Source organism: uncultured Methylibium sp., assembly GCF_902826655.1.
Lineage (GTDB): Bacteria > Pseudomonadota > Gammaproteobacteria > Burkholderiales > Burkholderiaceae_C > Methylibium.
Genome location: NZ_CADEFR010000031.1, coordinates 24,219 through 40,779, shown reverse-complemented (window position 1 = coordinate 40,779; position 16,561 = coordinate 24,219). Strand labels below are relative to the sequence as shown.

The window sequence follows — 16,561 nt, the reverse complement described above, 5'->3', positions numbered from 1 at the left end:
CGGAACGGCCCGGTGCCGACCGGGTGCTCCATCGTCTTGCCCGCGTAGGCCTCGATCACCTCGCGTGCCACCGCGCCCGCGCGCGACGGGTCGGCCAGGCTCTGCTCGAAGCGCGGCTGCGGTTCGGCCAGCTTGATCTGGAAGCGGTAGCGGTCCAGCGTACGCAGGCCCTCGACCTCGCGGTCGTAGTCGAACGGCGTCTTGTTCTTCAGCGCGTCCTGGCGCAGCTCGCTCAGGCCCAGGATCCTGGCGTTCTCGTACTGGTAGAGCGTCGGGCTCTTGTTCTTCGGGTCGTAGTGGCGCTTGAGCGAATAGACGTAGTCGGCCGCCACCAGCTCGCGCTTCTTGCCCTTGAAGGCCGGGTCGTCGGCGAAGTAGATGCCGGGCTTGATCGTGACGGTGTAGGTCGTGAAGTCGGCCGAGATCTCCGGCATCGCCGCCGCGGTGTTGGGCCGCAGGCGTGCCGGGCGGGCCAGGAAGGACATCTGCAGCGGCGCGTCGTAGATGTTGGCCGCGACCGTGGCCGAGTACAGGTCCGACAGCTGGGCCGGGTCGAAGCCGGTCTCGGCGACGCGGAAGGCGTAGCGCAGCACCTTCTTCTCGGAGGCGGGCTGCACCGTCTGTGCCGGCGCGGCGGCGCCGATCGTCAAAGCCAGGGCCAGGATCAGGCCGGAACGCAACATCGACAACTCCTCGGGGCCTCGTGGGCCGGGCCGGCCGGCGTCGCCCGGCCGAAGGCGCGAAGTCTAGGGCCTGGAACTGCCGCGAGCCATGTGGCCGACCCGCATCGGCGGGCTTCGCAACCCGCTTGGACGCTCGGGCGGCATGCGAGTTGCATGCCGTGGTGGGGCGCGCCGCGGGCCCCGGGCAAACGCGGGCCGGGGCCCGTCGGCCCAGGCCCTAGACTTCGCGCCTGCACAAGAACGGCAGCCGGTCGTCACGAGCGATCCGGCTGCCGCGGTTTTCTGGAGTACCCCTGACGATGGCGGCCTATCTGACAAGGCGCCTGTGGCAAATGATCCCGACCCTCGCCGGGGTCGTGCTGCTGGTGTTCTTTCTCTTCAAGTTCTTCGGCGGCGACCCCGCCGAGATCCTCGGTGGCCTGAACGCCACGCCCGAACAGATCGACGCGATCCGCGAGCAGCTGGGCCTGAACCGCCCGGTGCTCGAGCAGCTGTGGATCTTCGTGCGGCAGATCCTCAGCTTCGACTGGGGCAAGAGCTGGGCGACCAACGAGTCGGTGGCGAACCTGTTCGCCACGCGGCTGCCGGCCACGCTGACGGTGATGGTGCCGATCCTGCTGCTCGAGGTGCTGCTGGCGATCCCCTTCGCCCTGGCCGTCGCCTACGTGCGCGGCTCGCTGACCGACCGCACGATCATGGTCGTCACGACGGTCGCGCTGGCGATCAGCTTCCTCGTCTACGTGATCGTCGGGCAATACGTCTTCGCCTTCCGCCTGGGCTGGTTCCCGGTGCAGGGCTGGAGCGACAGCCTGTGGACCAACCTGGTCCAGTACGCGCCGCTGCCGGTGCTGCTGGCGGTGCTGGTCGGCCTGGCGCCGCAGACGCGGCTGTACCGCAGCTTCTTCCTCGACGAGATCGGCCAGGACTACGTGCGCACCGCGCGCGCCAAGGGCCTGACCGAGACCACGATCCTGCTCAAGCACGTGCTGCGCAATGCGCTGATCCCGATCCTGACCAACGTCGCGGTCTCGCTGCCCGGCATCTTCGTCGGCTCCTTCCTGATCGAGGTGTTCTTCTCGATCCCCGGCCTGGGCCGCGAGGTGCTGCTGGCGGTGAACCGCAGCGACTACCCCGTCATCCAGGCGGTGACGATCTACATCGCGGTGCTGACGATGGTGATCAACCTGCTGACCGACGTGCTCTACAAGGTCGTCGACCCCCGGGTGGTCCTCAAATGAGCGCCGTGCTTCCTTCTTCTTCGGCACCGACCGCCGCGACGGCGCGCTCCGAGGGCGTCTGGGCCTCGGCCTGGCGGCGCTTCAAGGGCGACCGCGTCGGCATGGTGTCGCTGGTCATCGTCGCGGGCTTCGTGGCGCTGGTGGTGCTGGCCGGCATCGGCGTGCTGGCGAGCCAGTGGCAGCAGGAGATCGGCGTGCCCAACGCGCCGCCGACCTTCGTCGGCCCGGCCGCGCCGCAGGAGCAGGCCGCCGTCGCCGCCTCGACGACCCCGCGCATCGACCTGTCCGACATCGACCCGCTGGCGCCCAAGTACGCCGAATGGGCCGAGGCCGCCAAGAAGTACGCCACCGCCGAGCAGCCGCGCGCCCAGACCCTGCCCTTCGGCGCCGACCGGCTGGGCCGCGACGTGCTGGCAAAGGCCATCAAGGGCGCCGAGATCTCCATCCTGGTCGGCGTGTCGGCCGCGCTGCTGGCGACGCTGATCGGCACGCTGCTGGGGGCCTTCGGCGGCTTCTTCGGCGGCAAGGTCGGCGACGCGCTCGAGTGGGTCTACAACGTCTTCACCTCGATCCCCAGCATCCTGCTGATCTTCGCCTTCGCGGCGGTCACGGGGCGGGGCGTGCTGTCGGTGGTGCTGATCCTGGGCCTGACCGGCTGGACCGGCATCTACCGGCTGGTGCGGGCCGAGTTCATCAAGCACTCGGTGCGCGAGTACGTGCGCTCGGCCGAGGCCATCGGCGCATCAGCCGGCTCGCGCATGTTCCGCCACATCCTGCCCAACGTGAGCCACGTGGTGCTGGTGCAGTTGTCGATCCACGTGGTGCAGTTCATCAAGGCCGAGGTCATCCTCAGCTACCTGGGGCTGGGCGTGTCGGTCGACCAGGTCAGCTGGGGCACGATGCTGGCCGAGGCGCAGGGTGAGCTGATCCTCGGCCACTGGTGGCAGCTGGCCGCGGCGACCGCCTTCATGGCGCTGTTCGTCACGGCCTTCTCGCTGATGACCGATGCGCTGCGCGATGCGTTGGATCCCAAGCTTCGCGGAGCCGAGTGATGCTGTTGAACGTCGAGAACCTCCGCGTGCGCTTCCGCTTCGGCCGCGGCGCGCAGGCCAGCTATGCCGAGGGCGTGGGCCGCGGCGACCAGGGCGTCAGTTTCCAGATCCCCGAGAACCGCACCGTCGCGCTGGTCGGCGAATCGGGCTCGGGCAAGAGCGTGACCGCGATGTCGATCCTGAACCTGCTGCCCGAGAACGCCGAGCGCCAGGGTGCGATCAGCTTCCAGGGCCGCGACCTGCTGGCCGCCAGCCTGGGCGAACTGCAGGACCTGCGCGGCAAGGACATCGCCTGCGTGTTCCAGGACCCGATGACCTCGCTGAACCCGGTCTTCACGATCGGCGCCCAGCTGGCCGAGCCGCTGCGCGTGCACCTGGGCCTGAGCCGGCGCCAGGCGGCCGAGCGCGTGCTCGCGCTGCTGAATGAGGTCGGCCTGCCCGACCCGAAGCGCCGCATCGATGCCTATCCGCACGAGCTGTCCGGCGGCCAGCAGCAGCGCGTGATGATCGCGATGGCGATCGCCTGCGAGCCCAAGCTCTTGATCGCCGACGAGCCGACCACCGCGCTCGACGTCACCATCCAGCGCCAGATCCTCGAGCTGCTGGCGGGGCTGAAGGAGCGGCATCGCATGAGCATGCTGTTCATCAGCCACGACCTCGGCGTGGTCGGCGAGATCGCCGACCACGTGGTCGTGATGCGCCAGGGCACGGTGCGCGAGCAGGGTCCCGTGGCCGGCATCTTCGCCGCGCCGCAGGACCCGTACACCAAGGCGCTGCTGGCCTGCCGCCCGACGCTCGAGCGTCCGCCGGCGCGGCTGATGGTGATCGACGACCACATCGAGGGCCGGCAGGCCGCCAATGCCGCGCGCGTCGCCAAGCCCAAGGACCCGGACGCGCCGGTGGTGCTGAAGGTCGACGCGCTGAGCAAGAGCTTCTGGCTGCGCACGGGCGTGTTCGGACGCAAGGAGTTCAAGGCCGTCAAGGGCGTGAGCTTCGAGTTGCGGCGCGGCCACACGCTGGGCATCGTCGGCGAGTCCGGCTCGGGCAAGACCACCACCGGCCTGGCGTTGCTGCGTCTGCACGAGGCCAGCGGCGGGCCGATGCAGGGCCGGGCGATGTTCCAGAGCGCCAAGACCGGCGACGGCGCGGCGCCGCGCGACCTGCTGCAGCTCAGCAAGTCCGAGTGGCTGCCGATGCGCCGGCGCCTGCAGGTCGTGTTCCAGAACCCCTATGCCTCGCTGAACCCGCGTTTCACCATCGGCCAGACCCTGGTCGAGCCGATGAGCATCCACGGCCTGGAGCCCAGCGCCGCGGGCCGCGAGGCCAAGGCGCGTGCGCTGCTGGCCAAGGTCGGGCTCGACGCCAGCGCCTGGGGCAAGTACCCGCACGAGTTCTCGGGCGGCCAGCGCCAGCGCATCGCGATCGCGCGCTGCTTGACGCTGGACCCCGAGGTGCTGGTGCTCGACGAGGCCGTCAGCGCGCTCGACGTGTCGGTGCAGGCCCAGGTGCTCAACCTGCTGAAGGACCTGCAGGACGAACTGGGCCTCGCCTACATCTTCATCAGCCACGACCTCGCGGTGGTGCGCTTCATCGCCGACGAGGTGCTGGTGATGAAGGACGGCGAGGTGGTCGAGCGCAACCAGGTCGAGGCCCTGCTCGGCGACCCGCGTGAGGCCTACACCCAGCGCCTGCTCGGCGCCGTGCCGCGGGGCTACCGCGCGGCCGCCTGAGCCCGGCCCCCGCGAGGCGCGCGTGGACCCGCGACGAGGGCGACGCACGCTGGTGGCGGCGCTGCTCGCCCTGATCGTCGTCGCCTGCGGCGAGCCCCCGCGCCCCGACCTGAAGCGTCTCTACCAGTTCGGCATGAGCGACGCCGAGGCCGCGCCGGTGATCCTGATCCCCGGCGCCTTCGGCTCGCGGCTGCGCGACCGCGACACCGGCGAGGAGGTCTGGCCGGGCCCGTGGTGGCGCATCCTGTTCTCGTCCTATGCCGACCTCGCCGTCGGCATCGACGCGGCCACCGGTGCGCCGCTGCCGTCGCGGCTCGAGGCCTACGACATCGCCGAGCAGGCCTTCGGCCGCGACTTCTACCGACCCATCGTCGAGACGCTGACCCGCCACGGCGGCTATGTGCGCAGCCGCGTCGGCACGCCGGTCACGAAGAAGGGCGAGCGGCGGCTCTATGTCTTCAACTACGACTGGCGCCAGGACAACGTCGTCAGTGCGGGCGAGCTGCACCGCCTGATCGAGGCGGTTCGCCGCGACCACGGCGACCCGGCCCTGCGCGTGGATTTGGTCGCGCACAGCATGGGCGGTCTCGTCGCACGCTACTACCTGCGCTTCGGCACGCGCGACGTGCTGGACGGCGAGCAGCAGCAGGTCACGATGGCCGGCGCCGCCCAGGTGCGCAAGCTGGTGCTGCTGGGCACGCCCAACCTCGGCTCGGTCAGCTCGCTGCACGCCTTCCTGAGCGGCGAGCGGGTCGGCCTGGGGCGCATCGCGCCGCGCACGCTGGCGACGATGCCCAGCGGCTACCAGCTGTTTCCGCATCCACTGGCGAGCTGGCTGGTCGGCCTCGATGGCCGGGCGGTGCCGGACGACCTGTTCGACGCGGGCACCTGGCAGCGCCACCGCTGGTCGGTCTACGGCGACGGTGGCCCGGCCGATCCGGCGGCACTGGCGGCACAGCGCCGCTACTTCGTCCACCAGCTCGAGCGGGCTCGCCGCTTTGCCTGGATGCTGTCGGTCGACGAGCCGCGCTCGCCGATCCGCTACGTGATGTTCGGCGGCGACTGTCACCTGACGCCGGCGCGCCTGCTGATCGAGCAGGACGAGGGGCGCGACATGGTCCGGGTGGCACCGCAGGAGGTCCGGGCGCCGCGACCCGGCATGGACTACGAGGCCTTGATGCTCGAACCGGGCGATGGCCGGGTCACCAAGCCTTCGCTGCTGGCGCGCGACACGCTGGACCCCAGCGCACCGCAGCACGAGGACAGCTTCCTGCCGGTGGCCTACCCCTTCTTCCTGTGCGAGCACCACCAGGCCCTCACGGCCAACATCAACTTCCAGGACAACCTTCTGAACGTGCTGCTCAGCCGTCACCTGCCCTGGGACGGCGAGCGCCGCGATCGGCCGTGAAGGCCTGCGGCTTGCAATTTCGCACGACTGTGCTAAATTGCAGCTCATGGACGCCAAGACCGACCGCAGCGAGCTGACCCGCGCGGCCATCCTCGACACCGCGCTCGAGATGGCCACGGCCGAGGGCCTGGAATCGCTGAGCCTGGGCGAGGTGGCCAAGAAGCTGGGCCTCAGCAAGAGCGGCGTGTTCTCGCGCGTCGGCTCGCGCGAGGCGCTGCAGCAGGCGGTCATCGCCGAGTTCGAGCGCCGCTTCGTGCAGGCGGTGGTGATCCCGGCGCTGCGCGAGCCGCGCGGCCTGCCGCGCCTGAACGCGCTGATGCGGCTGTGGCTGCAGCGCGCGCGCGACGTCGACATCCGCTCGGGCTGCATCTTCAGCGCCGGGGCCTTCGAGTTCGACGACCGCGAGGGCCCGCTGCGCGACGCCCTGCTCGACGGCGTGCTGCGCTGGCGCGCGGCGCTCCGCCGCAGCATCGTGCAGTCGATGGAGACCGGCGAGCTGCGGGCCGACACCGACCCCGACCAGCTGGTGTTCGAACTCGACGCCCTGTTCATCGCGCTGATGCGCGACGCGCGCTTCCTGCGCGACCCCAAGGCCGCCGACCGCGCCTGGGCTGCCTACGAGCGGCTCATGCGTGGCCTGCGGACCGACCCCCAGGACTGACGGAGCCGGCCATGCCCGAGTTTCGTTCTGGCCTGCCCAAATTTCGCACAGTCGTGCGATATCGCCCGCGACGCGGGTCTGTTCGTTGAAGGAGCCTTTCATGTGGATCTTCGCCATCGCTTTCGTCGGCTACCTGGCCTACCGCGGCGCGCGCCGCATCGCGGCCGTGCTGCGCAGCATCCCGGCGCGCAACGCCGACTTCGACCTCGCCTGAGGCCATGGCCTCGACCGCGCAGGCGGCCGCCAATCCGGCCGCCGATCTGTTCGGCGGCGCGCGCGTGGCCGCCTGGCTGGGCGCCGGCCTGCGGCTCGCGCATGCGCTGCGGCCGGCCCTGGGCACGCGGCTCGCGGCACGGCTGTTCTTCACGCCGTTGCCGGGCAAGCGCGTCGCGCGCCGGCTGGCCGCCCCGCCGGGCTGGCAGATCGAGCGCTGGCCCTTCGAGCGGGCGTCGCTGACCGTCTATCGACTCGCCGGGGCCGGCGCCGGACGGCGCGTGCTGCTGCTGCACGGCTGGGGCGGCCACGCGCTGCAGCTGCTGCCGCTGGCCGAGGCCCTGCGCGCCGACGACTTCGATCCGGTGCTGCTGGACTTCCCGGCCCACGGCCGCAGCGACGGCGAGCGCAGCACGCTGCCGCAGTTCCTGCGCGCGCTGGAGTACGCCGTCGCGCGGCTGGGTCCGATCGACGCGGTGGTGGCGCATTCGCTCGGCGCGCTGGCCGCCGCCGCCGCGCTGCAGCGCGGCCTGGCGTGGCGCCGGCTGGTGTTGCTGGCGCCTTCGCCACCGCCGCGCCAGGTGCTGGGCTGGTTCGCCCGCGGCCTGGGGCTGGACCCGGCGCAGCGCGAGCGCATGCAGGCCCACATCGAAGCCAGCGAGGGCCTGCTGCTCGACCGCTTCGAGCCCGAACAGCTGGGCCGGGCGCTGCAGCTGCCGACGCTGATCGTCCACGACCGGGCCGACCGCGTTGCGCCTTTCGACATCAGCCGCCGGCTGGCCGCGCTGGGCTCCGGCGTGCGCCTGTGGCCGACCGAGGGCCTGGGCCATCGGCGCCTGCTCGGCGATGCCGAGGTCGCGGCCGCGGTGCTCGACCACCTGCGCTGAGCCCCTCGTGCAACCCGCTGTTACGCGAAGGGCGCAACGCCCTGTCGCCCGGTCGACGAAAAACGTCGCCCGTGTGACCAACGCCCGGCGCGGCGGCGGCGCCTGCGAGCTTGCCGTGTGACCCAGTGCACGCACTGGAGCCGGTGGCCGGTGGCGGGCGCCGTCGCCAGGGGCGCGCGGGCCATGGCACACAAGATGCACTTGTGCTGCCAACACGGCAGGAGGAATCCGCATGGCCCCGACCCTCAGACCCCGCTTGCGCACGCAGGCCGCCCGCGGCGGCACGCTCGGTTCGGTGTCCTCGATGCTGCGGCTCGCGGCTCGCGAGCGGCAGGCCAGCGCGGCAGCGCCGGGCTGGCTCAAGGGCCTGCAGCGCGCACTGCGCTCGGCGGGTCCGGGCCAGGGCGCAGCGCCGATCAACGGCGTGCTCGCGGGCATGGAGTTCGCGCCCAGCGAGTGGCTGAGCGGCCGCTGACACGGATACAGAGAAAGCGTCGTTGGAAATCTCGTTGGCGAGCCTCCCATGAGCAGCAGCCCCCGCTTCAGCCTTGCCTCGCAGATGGCCCGTCTCGCCACGGCCCCTCAGCGCGACAGCGGCTTCGGCGGACTCGGGCCGGCGGCGACGGGCAAGGGTCAGGTGCTGCCCACGCGCAGCGCCTCGCGGCAGCTCGAACTGCCGTTCGTCATGCCCGCGGCACTGCCGCGGCAAAGGTTGCGGACTGGTTGACGTCCAAGGGGGAGCGGGCGGGTCGGGGTGGATGAGAGCGAGCCCCTGACCAGCACGTCCCGCTCCCCTCATTTTTTTCCCTCATCGAACTTCGCGCGCTGCGGCGTGCTGCATTGCCGCTGCTGCGACGTCGGCATGCGCCCGGCCGCGGTGCGGCTGCCTACACTGCGCAGGGCCGGCCCGGCGGCGGCCTTCGGCCGCGGTTCAAGTCCGGCCCGCGATGGACGATAGAACGACGATGAGACGCCTTGACCGCACCGGCCTCCTGGCCCGTGCCTGCGTGGTGGCCTGCCTGCTGGCCGGCGCCGCGGCGGCGTCTGCCCTGGCGGCGACCGGCGAGACGACGCCCCCGGCGGCCACGGGCGACGCGGCCCTGCCCGCGCCCGCCGACCTGCGCGCGCTGGCCGAGCGTGCGCGCAACCGGCCCGATGCCACCGTGTCCAGCCTGCAGACGCTGCGTCTGCGCAGCGCCGGCGCCGGTGCGGTGCGGCTGGAACTGCTGACCGTGCTGGGCCTGACGCTCGGCGACCTGAACCGCGCCGCCGCGATGGCCGAGGTGCAGCGCGAACTGGAAACCCTGGGCCGCGACCACGCCAGCGCCGCGGCGCGTGCGGCCGCGCTGGCGGTCGCAGCCAACCTCGAGCGCCAGCAGGGCGAGCTGGCGCGCGCCGAGGCCGACCTGGGCACGGCGTTGAAGCTCAGTCCGGCGCCGGCCCTGAGCGTCGAACGCTTCCGCCTGCAGCACATGCTGACGCGGGTGCGCTACGAGCGCGGCGATCTCGACCACGCGCTGGCCGCAGCCCAGGAGACCGCGCGCATCGCCCGCGCGCTGCAAGGCGAACCGGACGGGGCCCTGCTGCAGGCGCGCGCGCTCGACCAGCTGGCCTACGTGCTGCAGCGTGCCGGGCAGAACGAGCGGGCGGTCGAGTTCAACGCGCAGGCCTGGCAGTGGGCCGTGCGCGCCGACAACCCGGCCGAGCAATCGCGGGTGCGCAACACCGAGGGCAACATCCTCAGCAACTTCGAGTCGCCGGCGCGCAGCCTCGTGTCCTTCAACGCCGCGCTGTCGCTGGCCCGCGAGGCCGGCTGGAAGGCCCAGGAGGTGCTGGTGCTGAGCAACGTCGCCGACGTGCACCTGCGCGGCGGCGCCTTCGATGCCGCGCTCGCCGCGTCCCAGCAGGCCCTGGCGGGTGCGCGCGCGCTGGGCGACAGCAGTGCCGAGTCGCTGGCGCTGACCAACCTGGGCCTGGCCGAAGTCGGCCTGCGGCGCGTCGACGCGGGCCGCCAGCACATCGACCTCGCGCTGGCCATCGAACGCCGCAAGGGCGCCCGCGCCGAGGAGGCCGCCATCCTGGTCGATGCCGCCGCCGCCTACGAGCGCGCCGGCGACCTGCGCGCCGCGATCGCTGCCCACCACCAGCTGCGCGGGCTGCAGGACAGCCTGGGCCAGCGCGACCACCAGCGGGCCGTGCTCGACCTGCAGGAACGCTACGAACGCGAGCAGCGCGAGCGCGAGATGACGGCGCTCAGCGAACAGGGCGCGATGCAGGATGCCGAGCTGCGCGGCCACGGCATGCGCCAGCGCGCCTGGGCGCTGGGCACCGTGGCCGGCGTGCTGCTGCTGGCCTTGGGCGTGCTGCTGCTGCGCCAGGACCGGCGCGACAACCGGGCCATGGCGCAGGCCAACGAACAGTTGCGCGTGCAGGGTGGGCAGGACCCGCTGACCGGCCTGTCCAACCGGCGTCACGTGCAGGCCGTGCTGCGCGAGCGGCCCGTGTCCTTCACCGGCACGCTGCTGATGCTGGACCTCGATCACTTCAAGCGCGTCAACGACAGCGCCGGCCACGCCACCGGCGATGCAGTGCTCGTCGAGGTCGCCCGGCGCCTGCGCGAGGTGCTGCGCGAGGCCGACCTGCTGGCCCGCTGGGGCGGCGAGGAGTTCCTGATGCTGCTGCCGGCGCTGCCGGCCGAGCAGGCCGAGCAGCTGGTCGAGCGCCTGCTGGCGGCGATCGGCGGCGCGCCCTTCGAGGTCGGCGGGCGCCGCCTGCCGGTCACTGCCTCGATCGGCTTCGCGACCTTTCCGCTGGTGCCCGCGCAGCTCGCGCTGCCCTGGGAGCGTGCCGTCGGGCTGGTCGACGCGGCCCTGTTCCACGCCAAGACCGAGGGCCGCAACCGCGCTTGCGGCATCCGCCTGATGCGCGCGGCCGACGACGCCGCGGTGGCGGGCATCGAGCGCGGCCTGGCGACGGCCTGGCGTCGCGGCGACGTGGCCCTGGCCGAGGTGACGGGGCCCGTGACGCCGGCCCTGCGCGCGGAGGCACTGGCATGACCCCGTCCTGGCGGCGCCGAGTGGCGGTCGGGCTGCTGGTCGCGGCGTCGAGCGCGGGCGCCGCGACGCCGTCGGCACCCCTGCCCGGCAGCGAAACCCTGGTGGCCCTGGACGCTGCGCAGCGTGCCGTCGCCAGCGACCCCGACATCGCCGCGCAGCGCCTGCGCCTGCTGACCGTGTCGGGCGCGCCGGCGCAGCGCGCGCTGGCCTGGTGGCTGCTGGACGGCCTGCACGAATCCCGGCACGACGCGGCCGCGGCGCGCGCCGCCGCCGAACTGCTGTCGCGGGACACCGAGCCGCTGCTGCGCAGCGTCGGTGCGCTGGTGCGCGCGCGGCTGGCGCGCGAGGCCGGCCAGCTCGACGTGGCTGGCCGCGAGGCGCGCCAGGCGATGAACGGCATCGAGCAGGCCTACGCCGAGGTTCGCCCCGGCGTGCTCGACGATGCGCTGCGCGCCGAGGCCTTTCGCATGCTCGGCAGCATCACCGGTGCGCTCGGACAGCTCGAGGACGGCATGCGGCAGCTGCGCACCGCCCGCCACCTGGCGCGCGCGCTGCACGATGCGCCGCGCGAGGCGCTGGCGCTCGACGAGGAAGCCCGGCTGCTGGCGGACTACGGCTACGTCGAGCGCGCGCAGGCGGCGCAGGGCGAGGCGTGGCGGCTGCTGCAGGGTGCGGCGATGCCGGAGCCGGCGTTGCAGGCCCGGCTGCTGGTGGGGCAACTGCGGCTGGCCCTGCAGCGCGGCCAGCACGAGCTGGGCAAGCTGCTGGCGCAGCGCGCACTCGCCAAGGCCGACGAGGCCGACGCGCGCCTGCTGCGCGGCGCGGCATTGACGCTGGGGGCGCAGGCGCTGCGCCTCGCGGCCGAGCCGGCCACGGCGCGGCGCTCGGCCGAAGCGGCGCTTGCCGCCGTCGCCGAGCTGCCGGCCGACGCGCCGCAGCGTCGCAGCGCGCAGGCCCAGCTGGGCCTGGCGCGCATCGCGCTCGGCCAGACGGCGGCCGGCCGCCAGGAGGTCGAGGAGGCGCTGCGCCTCGGCCCGACCGACACCCTGGCCGAGGCGCTGCTGCGCCAGCTCGACGAGGCCCTGGCCGCGGCCGGCGACGCCCGCAGCGCGCTCGAGGTCTTCCACCGCGAGCGGGCGCTGCACGACGCAAGGCTGGCGCGCGAACGCGCCGTCGTGCTGGGCGAACTGCAGGCGCGCCACGACAGCGCGCGGCAGCAACGCTCCGTCGAGGCGCTCAACCGCGGCAATGCGCTGAAGGCGGCCGAGCTGGAGCAGCGCGCGCTGCAGCAGCGCGCGCTGTGGCTGGCGGCCCTGGTCGTGGCGCTGGCGCTGGCGGTGCTGGTGCTGCTGTACCGGCGGGTGCGCCGCACCCGTTCGCAGCTCGCGGCGCGCCAGGCCCAGCTGCGCGATCTGAGCGAGCGCGACCCGCTGACGCGCCTGGCCAACCGCCGCCATTTCCAGACGGTGATGAAGGCGCGCGGCCTCGACGGCGTGTTCGAGGGCGCGGTGCTGCTGCTGGACATCGACCACTTCAAGCGCATCAACGACGAACACGGCCACGCCGCCGGCGACGCGGTGCTGGCCGAGGTGGCGCGCCGCATCGAGCGCACCGCGCGCAACGACGACCTGATCGTGCGCTGGGGCGGCGAGGAGTTCCTGGTCGTCTCGCTCAAGCTGCCGCCGGCGCGCCTGCCGGCGCTCGCGCTGCGGCTGCTGCGGGCGATCGGCGCCGAGCCGGTCGACACGCCGGCCGGGCCGCTGTCCGTGACGGCCTCGATCGGCCATGCGCGCTTTCCGCTGCCGGGCTGCCCGCCGATCGGCTGGGAGCGCGCCTTGCAGCTGGCCGATGGCGCGCTCTACCTGGCCAAGCGCCAGGGTCGCCATCGGGCGGTCGGCATCGAGCGCGTGCAGGCCCCGGACGACGCGGCCCTGCGCGCGATCGAGCAGGACCTGGAGGCGGCGGTGCAGGACGGTCGCGCCGAGCTGCTGCGCCTCGAAGGCGCGCCGCGCGACGGCGGCTCAGCCCGCGCCGCGCCGCGCCGCGAGGTGGCGGTCCAGGCAGCGCAGTAGCTCGGCGACGTCGACCGGCTTGGTCAGGTAGTCGTCGAAGCCGCGCTCGCGCGCGATGCGCACGTTGTGCGGCAGCGCATCGGCCGACAGCGCGATGCGCGGCACGCCACGCAGGCCGTCGTCGTCGCGCAGCGCGTCGAGCACGTCCAGCCCGGTCATGTCGCCCAGGTGCATGTCGATCAGCAGCAGGTCGGGCGGGTGGCTGCGGGCGCTGGCGATCGCCTCGCGGCCGTTGCGGGCGATGCGCAGCTCGCAGCCGCTGCGCATCAGCAGCAGCTGCTCGACCAGCTCGACGTTGAGGCGGTTGTCCTCGGCGTACAGCACGGTGTGCGTGCCTCCGCCGTGGCCGGCCTGCGACGGCATCGGCATCGCGGCCTGCCGCAGCGGCAGCGCGCGCGGCAGCTCGATGCTGAAGGTCGAGCCCTTGCCGGGCTGGCTGTGCACCGACACGCTGCCGTCCATCAGGTCGAGCAGGCGCCGCGTGATCGCCAGGCCCAGTCCCGTGCCCTCGACGCCGCTGCGCTCGGCACCGAGGCGGTTGAAAGGCTCGAACAGGTGCTGCTGCTGCGCCGGCGTCAGGCCGACGCCGGTGTCGCTGACGGCGATCAGCACCCGGTCGTCGCCGAGCGCCTGGCTCTCGACCACGACCTGGCCGCCCGAGTGGTTGTACTTGACGGCATTGCTGAACAGGTTGACCAGCACCTGGCGCAGCCGCATCGGATCGGCGCGCACGTGCAGCCGCGCCTCGGCGTCGGCGCTGCGACGCAAGAGCGAGATGCCGCTGGCGCGGGCGGTCGGCGCCACCAGCGCGATCGACTCGTCAATCAGCGTCGCCACCGACAGCGGCTGCAGCGCCAGCGGCAGGCTGCCGGCCTCGATGCGCGACAGGTCCAGCACGTCGCCGATCATCGCCAGCAGGTGCTGGCCGGCGCGCTCGATGTGGCCGACGCGCGTGCGCTGGCCGTCGACCAGCGGCGACGAGGCGTCGCTGAGCAGCAGCTGCGCGAAGCCCAGCACCGCGTTCAGCGGCGTGCGCAGCTCGTGGCTCATGCGCGACAGGAACTCGGTCTTGGCCTCGTTGGCGCGCTCGGCCGCCTGCGCATTGAGCATCGCGGCGTCGAGCTGCTTGCGGTCGGTGATGTCGCTGATGTAGCCGTGCCACAGCGTGCTGCCGTCGGGCAGGCGCTGCGGCGTGCCGTGCGCCTCGACCCAGCGCCGGCCGCGCGCCGGGTGGTCGATCTCGAACTCCAGCGCCCAGGGCTGCAGCGACTGGCCCGACTCGTCCAGCGTTTCCCAGACGCGCTTGCGCTGGCCCTTGACGACGCGCTCGATCATCAGGCGCGCGTCGCCGCGCACCGGGCCGTCCGGGTCGAGGTCGAACAGCGTCCGCAGGCCCGCGCTGGCATAGGGCACGCTGGCATGGCCGGCGGTGTCGGCATGGAACTGCATCAGCACGCCGGGCACGCGGTTCGTCAGCTGCGTGAACAGCAGGTCGCGCTCGCGCAGCGCCGCCTCGGCGCGCTTGCGCTGGTCGATGTCGAGCACGATCGTCACCGTGTGCTCGAAGCGGCCCGCGGCGTCGAAGACCGGCGCGGTGGCCAGCTGGGTCCACACGGTGCTGCCGTCGGGCCGCAGGTAGCGCTTCTCGAGGCTGTGGGTGCTGACCTCGCCGGCGACCATGCGTTGCAGCAGCGACTCGTCGGTCGGCAGGTCGTCGGGATGGGTGATGTCCTGGAAGCGCTTGCGCAGCAGGTCCACGCGCGGCCAGCCGGTGATCAGGCACATGCGATCGTTGACGTCGATGAAGTGCCCGTTGCGGTCGACCTGCGCCAGCCCCGCACCGGCCAGCTCGAAGCTGCGTCGCCAGCGTTCGTCGCTCTCGGTCAGCCGCGCTTCCGCGGCGCGCCGCTGGCGGTCGAGCTGCACCGCCGCGATGATCCCGGCCATGGCCTGGAACAGCGGATCCCAGTCCTGCAGCAGCGCCTCGCTGTAGCCGCCGGGCCGGTTCGCCAGGCCGATCATCCCGACCATGTCGCCGCCGTAGTGCAGCGGCACGCCGAGGAAGGCATTCAGGGGGCTGTGGCCCTTGGGCAGCCCGCCGCCGCTGCGCGGGTCGTTCGGCGCGTCGTTGGCGATCACCGGCGCGCCGCTGACCAGCCCGGCACCGAACAGCGTCTTCAGGTTGCGGAACTCGATGCCGTTGACGCGCTCGCGCTCGACCATCGCCCGCGTCGGCGCGTCCCAGGCGATGTTGGTCATCGTGAAGATCTTGAGGAAGGGCGTGCCCTTGCTGTCGCGCCAGACCTCGGCGATGAAGCCGTACTCGCTCTCGCACAGGCGCAGCAGGTCGGGCAGCATGACGTCGAAGACGCGATGCGGCTCGTCGCTGCGCACGAAGCGCGATTGGAGCTGGCGGATCAGCGCGAGCAGTTCGGAAGGCATGGCGTCAGGCGGCAGCGGCTGTCGCCGATGCTAAGCCAGCGCCCGCCGGCCAGCTCCCGTCGCCGGGGGGTGTGCGGCGCGACCTCAGGTCGGCTTGGCCAGCCCGAGGCGCTCGACCACCGCCTTCTCGCGTGCCGAGGTGTCGGCGGCGAACTTCGCGTAGGTGGCCGGGCTCATGTACATCAGCGCCTGGTCGTACTTGGCCAGCGCCTCGACGTGGTTGGGCATCTCCATCGCCTGCTTGAAGCCGTCGTGCAGGCGTTGCACCAGGCCCGCGTCCATGCCCTTGGGGCCGCCCAGGCCATAGGGCGAGGCCTGCACGATGCCCAGGCCCAGGTCCTTGAGCGTCGGCACCTCGGGGAACTTGGCGAGGCGCTGCTCGCCCCAGGTGTTGAGCACGCGCAGCTTGCCGGCCGCGACGTGCGGCGCGAAGCCGGTCGAATCGGCCGCGGCCATGATCTGCCCGCCCAGGATGGACTGCATCAGGTCGGCGCTGCCCTTGTACGGGATGTGGTTCAGCGTGATGCCGAGCTTGAGCGCGATCTCCTCCATCGTGAGGTGCGGGCTCGTCAGGATGCCGGTCGAGCCGTAGCTCAGCTGCCCCGGGTTGGACTTGGCGTAGGCGACGAAATCGGCCCAGGTCTTGATCGGCGACTCGGCCGGCACGACCACGCCGAAGGCATAGCCGGTGATGCCGATGATGTAGCTCAGGTCCTTGAGCGGATCCCAGGTGATCTTCTGCGTGTAGGGCAGGCGGAACACGCCGAGCGGGATCTGCGCGACCGTGTAGCCGTCGGGCTTGCTCTGCTGCAGCTGCTGGGCCGGCAGCGTGCCGCCGGCGCCGGGCTTGTTCTCGACGATCACCGTCTGGCCGAGCAGCTTGCCGGCGTTCTCGGCCAGCACGCGCATCGTGATGTCGGTCGGCCCGCCGGCCGGGAAGGCGACCAGCAGCTTGATCGGCTGCGCGGGCCAGGCGGTCTGCGCGCGCAGCGCGGGCAGCGCGACGAGCGCAGCGCTGCCGGCCAGGGTCTTGAGCAGGGTGCGGCGTTGCGTCATGGCGATCTCCCGGCGAATGGCGAAGCGGCGAGCTTGGCACCCGGCCCGCGTGCACGCATCGGG

Annotated in this window: 13 protein-coding genes; 10 read left to right on the top strand and 3 right to left on the bottom strand. The window is 72.6% G+C overall.

The genetic code is table 11. The features are described 5' to 3' along the window. The coding region (locus QZV97_RS13275) for an ABC transporter substrate-binding protein (RefSeq protein ID WP_295642800.1) at nt 1-683 on the bottom strand (683 nt) is incomplete at its 3' end. Between the two features lie 299 nt (nt 684-982). Here QZV97_RS13275 and QZV97_RS13270 point away from each other — a divergent pair. From QZV97_RS13270 to QZV97_RS13225, 10 genes are all read left to right on the top strand, one after another. Further along, nucleotides 983-1,921, top strand: coding sequence for an ABC transporter permease (locus QZV97_RS13270; protein ID WP_295642797.1), 939 nt, complete (start codon nt 983-985; stop codon nt 1,919-1,921). Beyond that, a complete protein-coding gene (locus QZV97_RS13265) occupies nt 1,918-2,973 on the top strand; it encodes an ABC transporter permease (protein WP_295642794.1) in 1,056 nt (351 codons plus the stop codon). The genes QZV97_RS13270 and QZV97_RS13265 overlap by 4 nt, the downstream gene beginning before the upstream one ends. Continuing rightward, nucleotides 2,973-4,703, top strand: coding sequence for an ABC transporter ATP-binding protein (locus tag QZV97_RS13260; protein ID WP_295642791.1), 1,731 nt, complete (start codon nt 2,973-2,975; stop codon nt 4,701-4,703). Before QZV97_RS13265 ends, QZV97_RS13260 begins: the two co-directional genes overlap by 1 nt. Before the next feature lie 22 nt (nt 4,704-4,725). Continuing rightward, on the top strand, nt 4,726-6,111 hold the full coding sequence (locus tag QZV97_RS13255) for a hypothetical protein (RefSeq protein ID WP_295642788.1): 1,386 nt from the start codon (nt 4,726-4,728) through the stop codon (nt 6,109-6,111). Between the two features lie 46 nt (nt 6,112-6,157). Beyond that, nucleotides 6,158-6,772, top strand: coding sequence for a helix-turn-helix domain-containing protein (locus tag QZV97_RS13250; RefSeq protein ID WP_295642785.1), 615 nt, complete (start codon nt 6,158-6,160; stop codon nt 6,770-6,772). Nucleotides 6,773-6,990: 218 nt separating this feature from the next. Beyond that, nucleotides 6,991-7,872: an alpha/beta fold hydrolase gene (locus QZV97_RS13245; RefSeq protein WP_295642782.1), complete on the top strand. Its 882-nt coding sequence runs from the start codon at nt 6,991-6,993 to the stop codon at nt 7,870-7,872. Nucleotides 7,873-8,104: 232 nt separating this feature from the next. Then, nucleotides 8,105-8,347, top strand: a complete 243-nt coding sequence (locus tag QZV97_RS13240; RefSeq protein ID WP_295642779.1) for a hypothetical protein — start codon at nt 8,105-8,107, stop codon at nt 8,345-8,347. Nucleotides 8,348-8,395: 48 nt separating this feature from the next. Next, entirely contained in the window at nt 8,396-8,599 is a 204-nt protein-coding gene (locus tag QZV97_RS13235) for a hypothetical protein (protein WP_295642776.1), read from the top strand. 238 nt (nt 8,600-8,837) lie between these two features. Continuing rightward, nucleotides 8,838-10,928: a GGDEF domain-containing protein gene (locus QZV97_RS13230; protein WP_295642773.1), complete on the top strand. Its 2,091-nt coding sequence runs from the start codon at nt 8,838-8,840 to the stop codon at nt 10,926-10,928. Next, on the top strand, nt 10,925-13,000 hold the full coding sequence (locus QZV97_RS13225) for a GGDEF domain-containing protein (protein ID WP_295642770.1): 2,076 nt from the start codon (nt 10,925-10,927) through the stop codon (nt 12,998-13,000). The genes QZV97_RS13230 and QZV97_RS13225 overlap by 4 nt, the downstream gene beginning before the upstream one ends. On the opposite strand, the gene QZV97_RS13220 is transcribed toward QZV97_RS13225, so the two are convergent. After that, on the bottom strand, nt 12,950-15,442 hold the full coding sequence (locus QZV97_RS13220) for an ATP-binding protein (RefSeq protein ID WP_295642766.1): 2,493 nt from the start codon (nt 15,440-15,442) through the stop codon (nt 12,950-12,952). The genes QZV97_RS13225 and QZV97_RS13220 overlap by 51 nt on opposite strands. Nucleotides 15,443-15,526: 84 nt before the next feature. After that, nucleotides 15,527-16,498, bottom strand: a complete 972-nt coding sequence (locus QZV97_RS13215; RefSeq protein ID WP_295642764.1) for a tripartite tricarboxylate transporter substrate binding protein — start codon at nt 16,496-16,498, stop codon at nt 15,527-15,529. Nucleotides 16,499-16,561 lie beyond the last annotated feature (63 nt).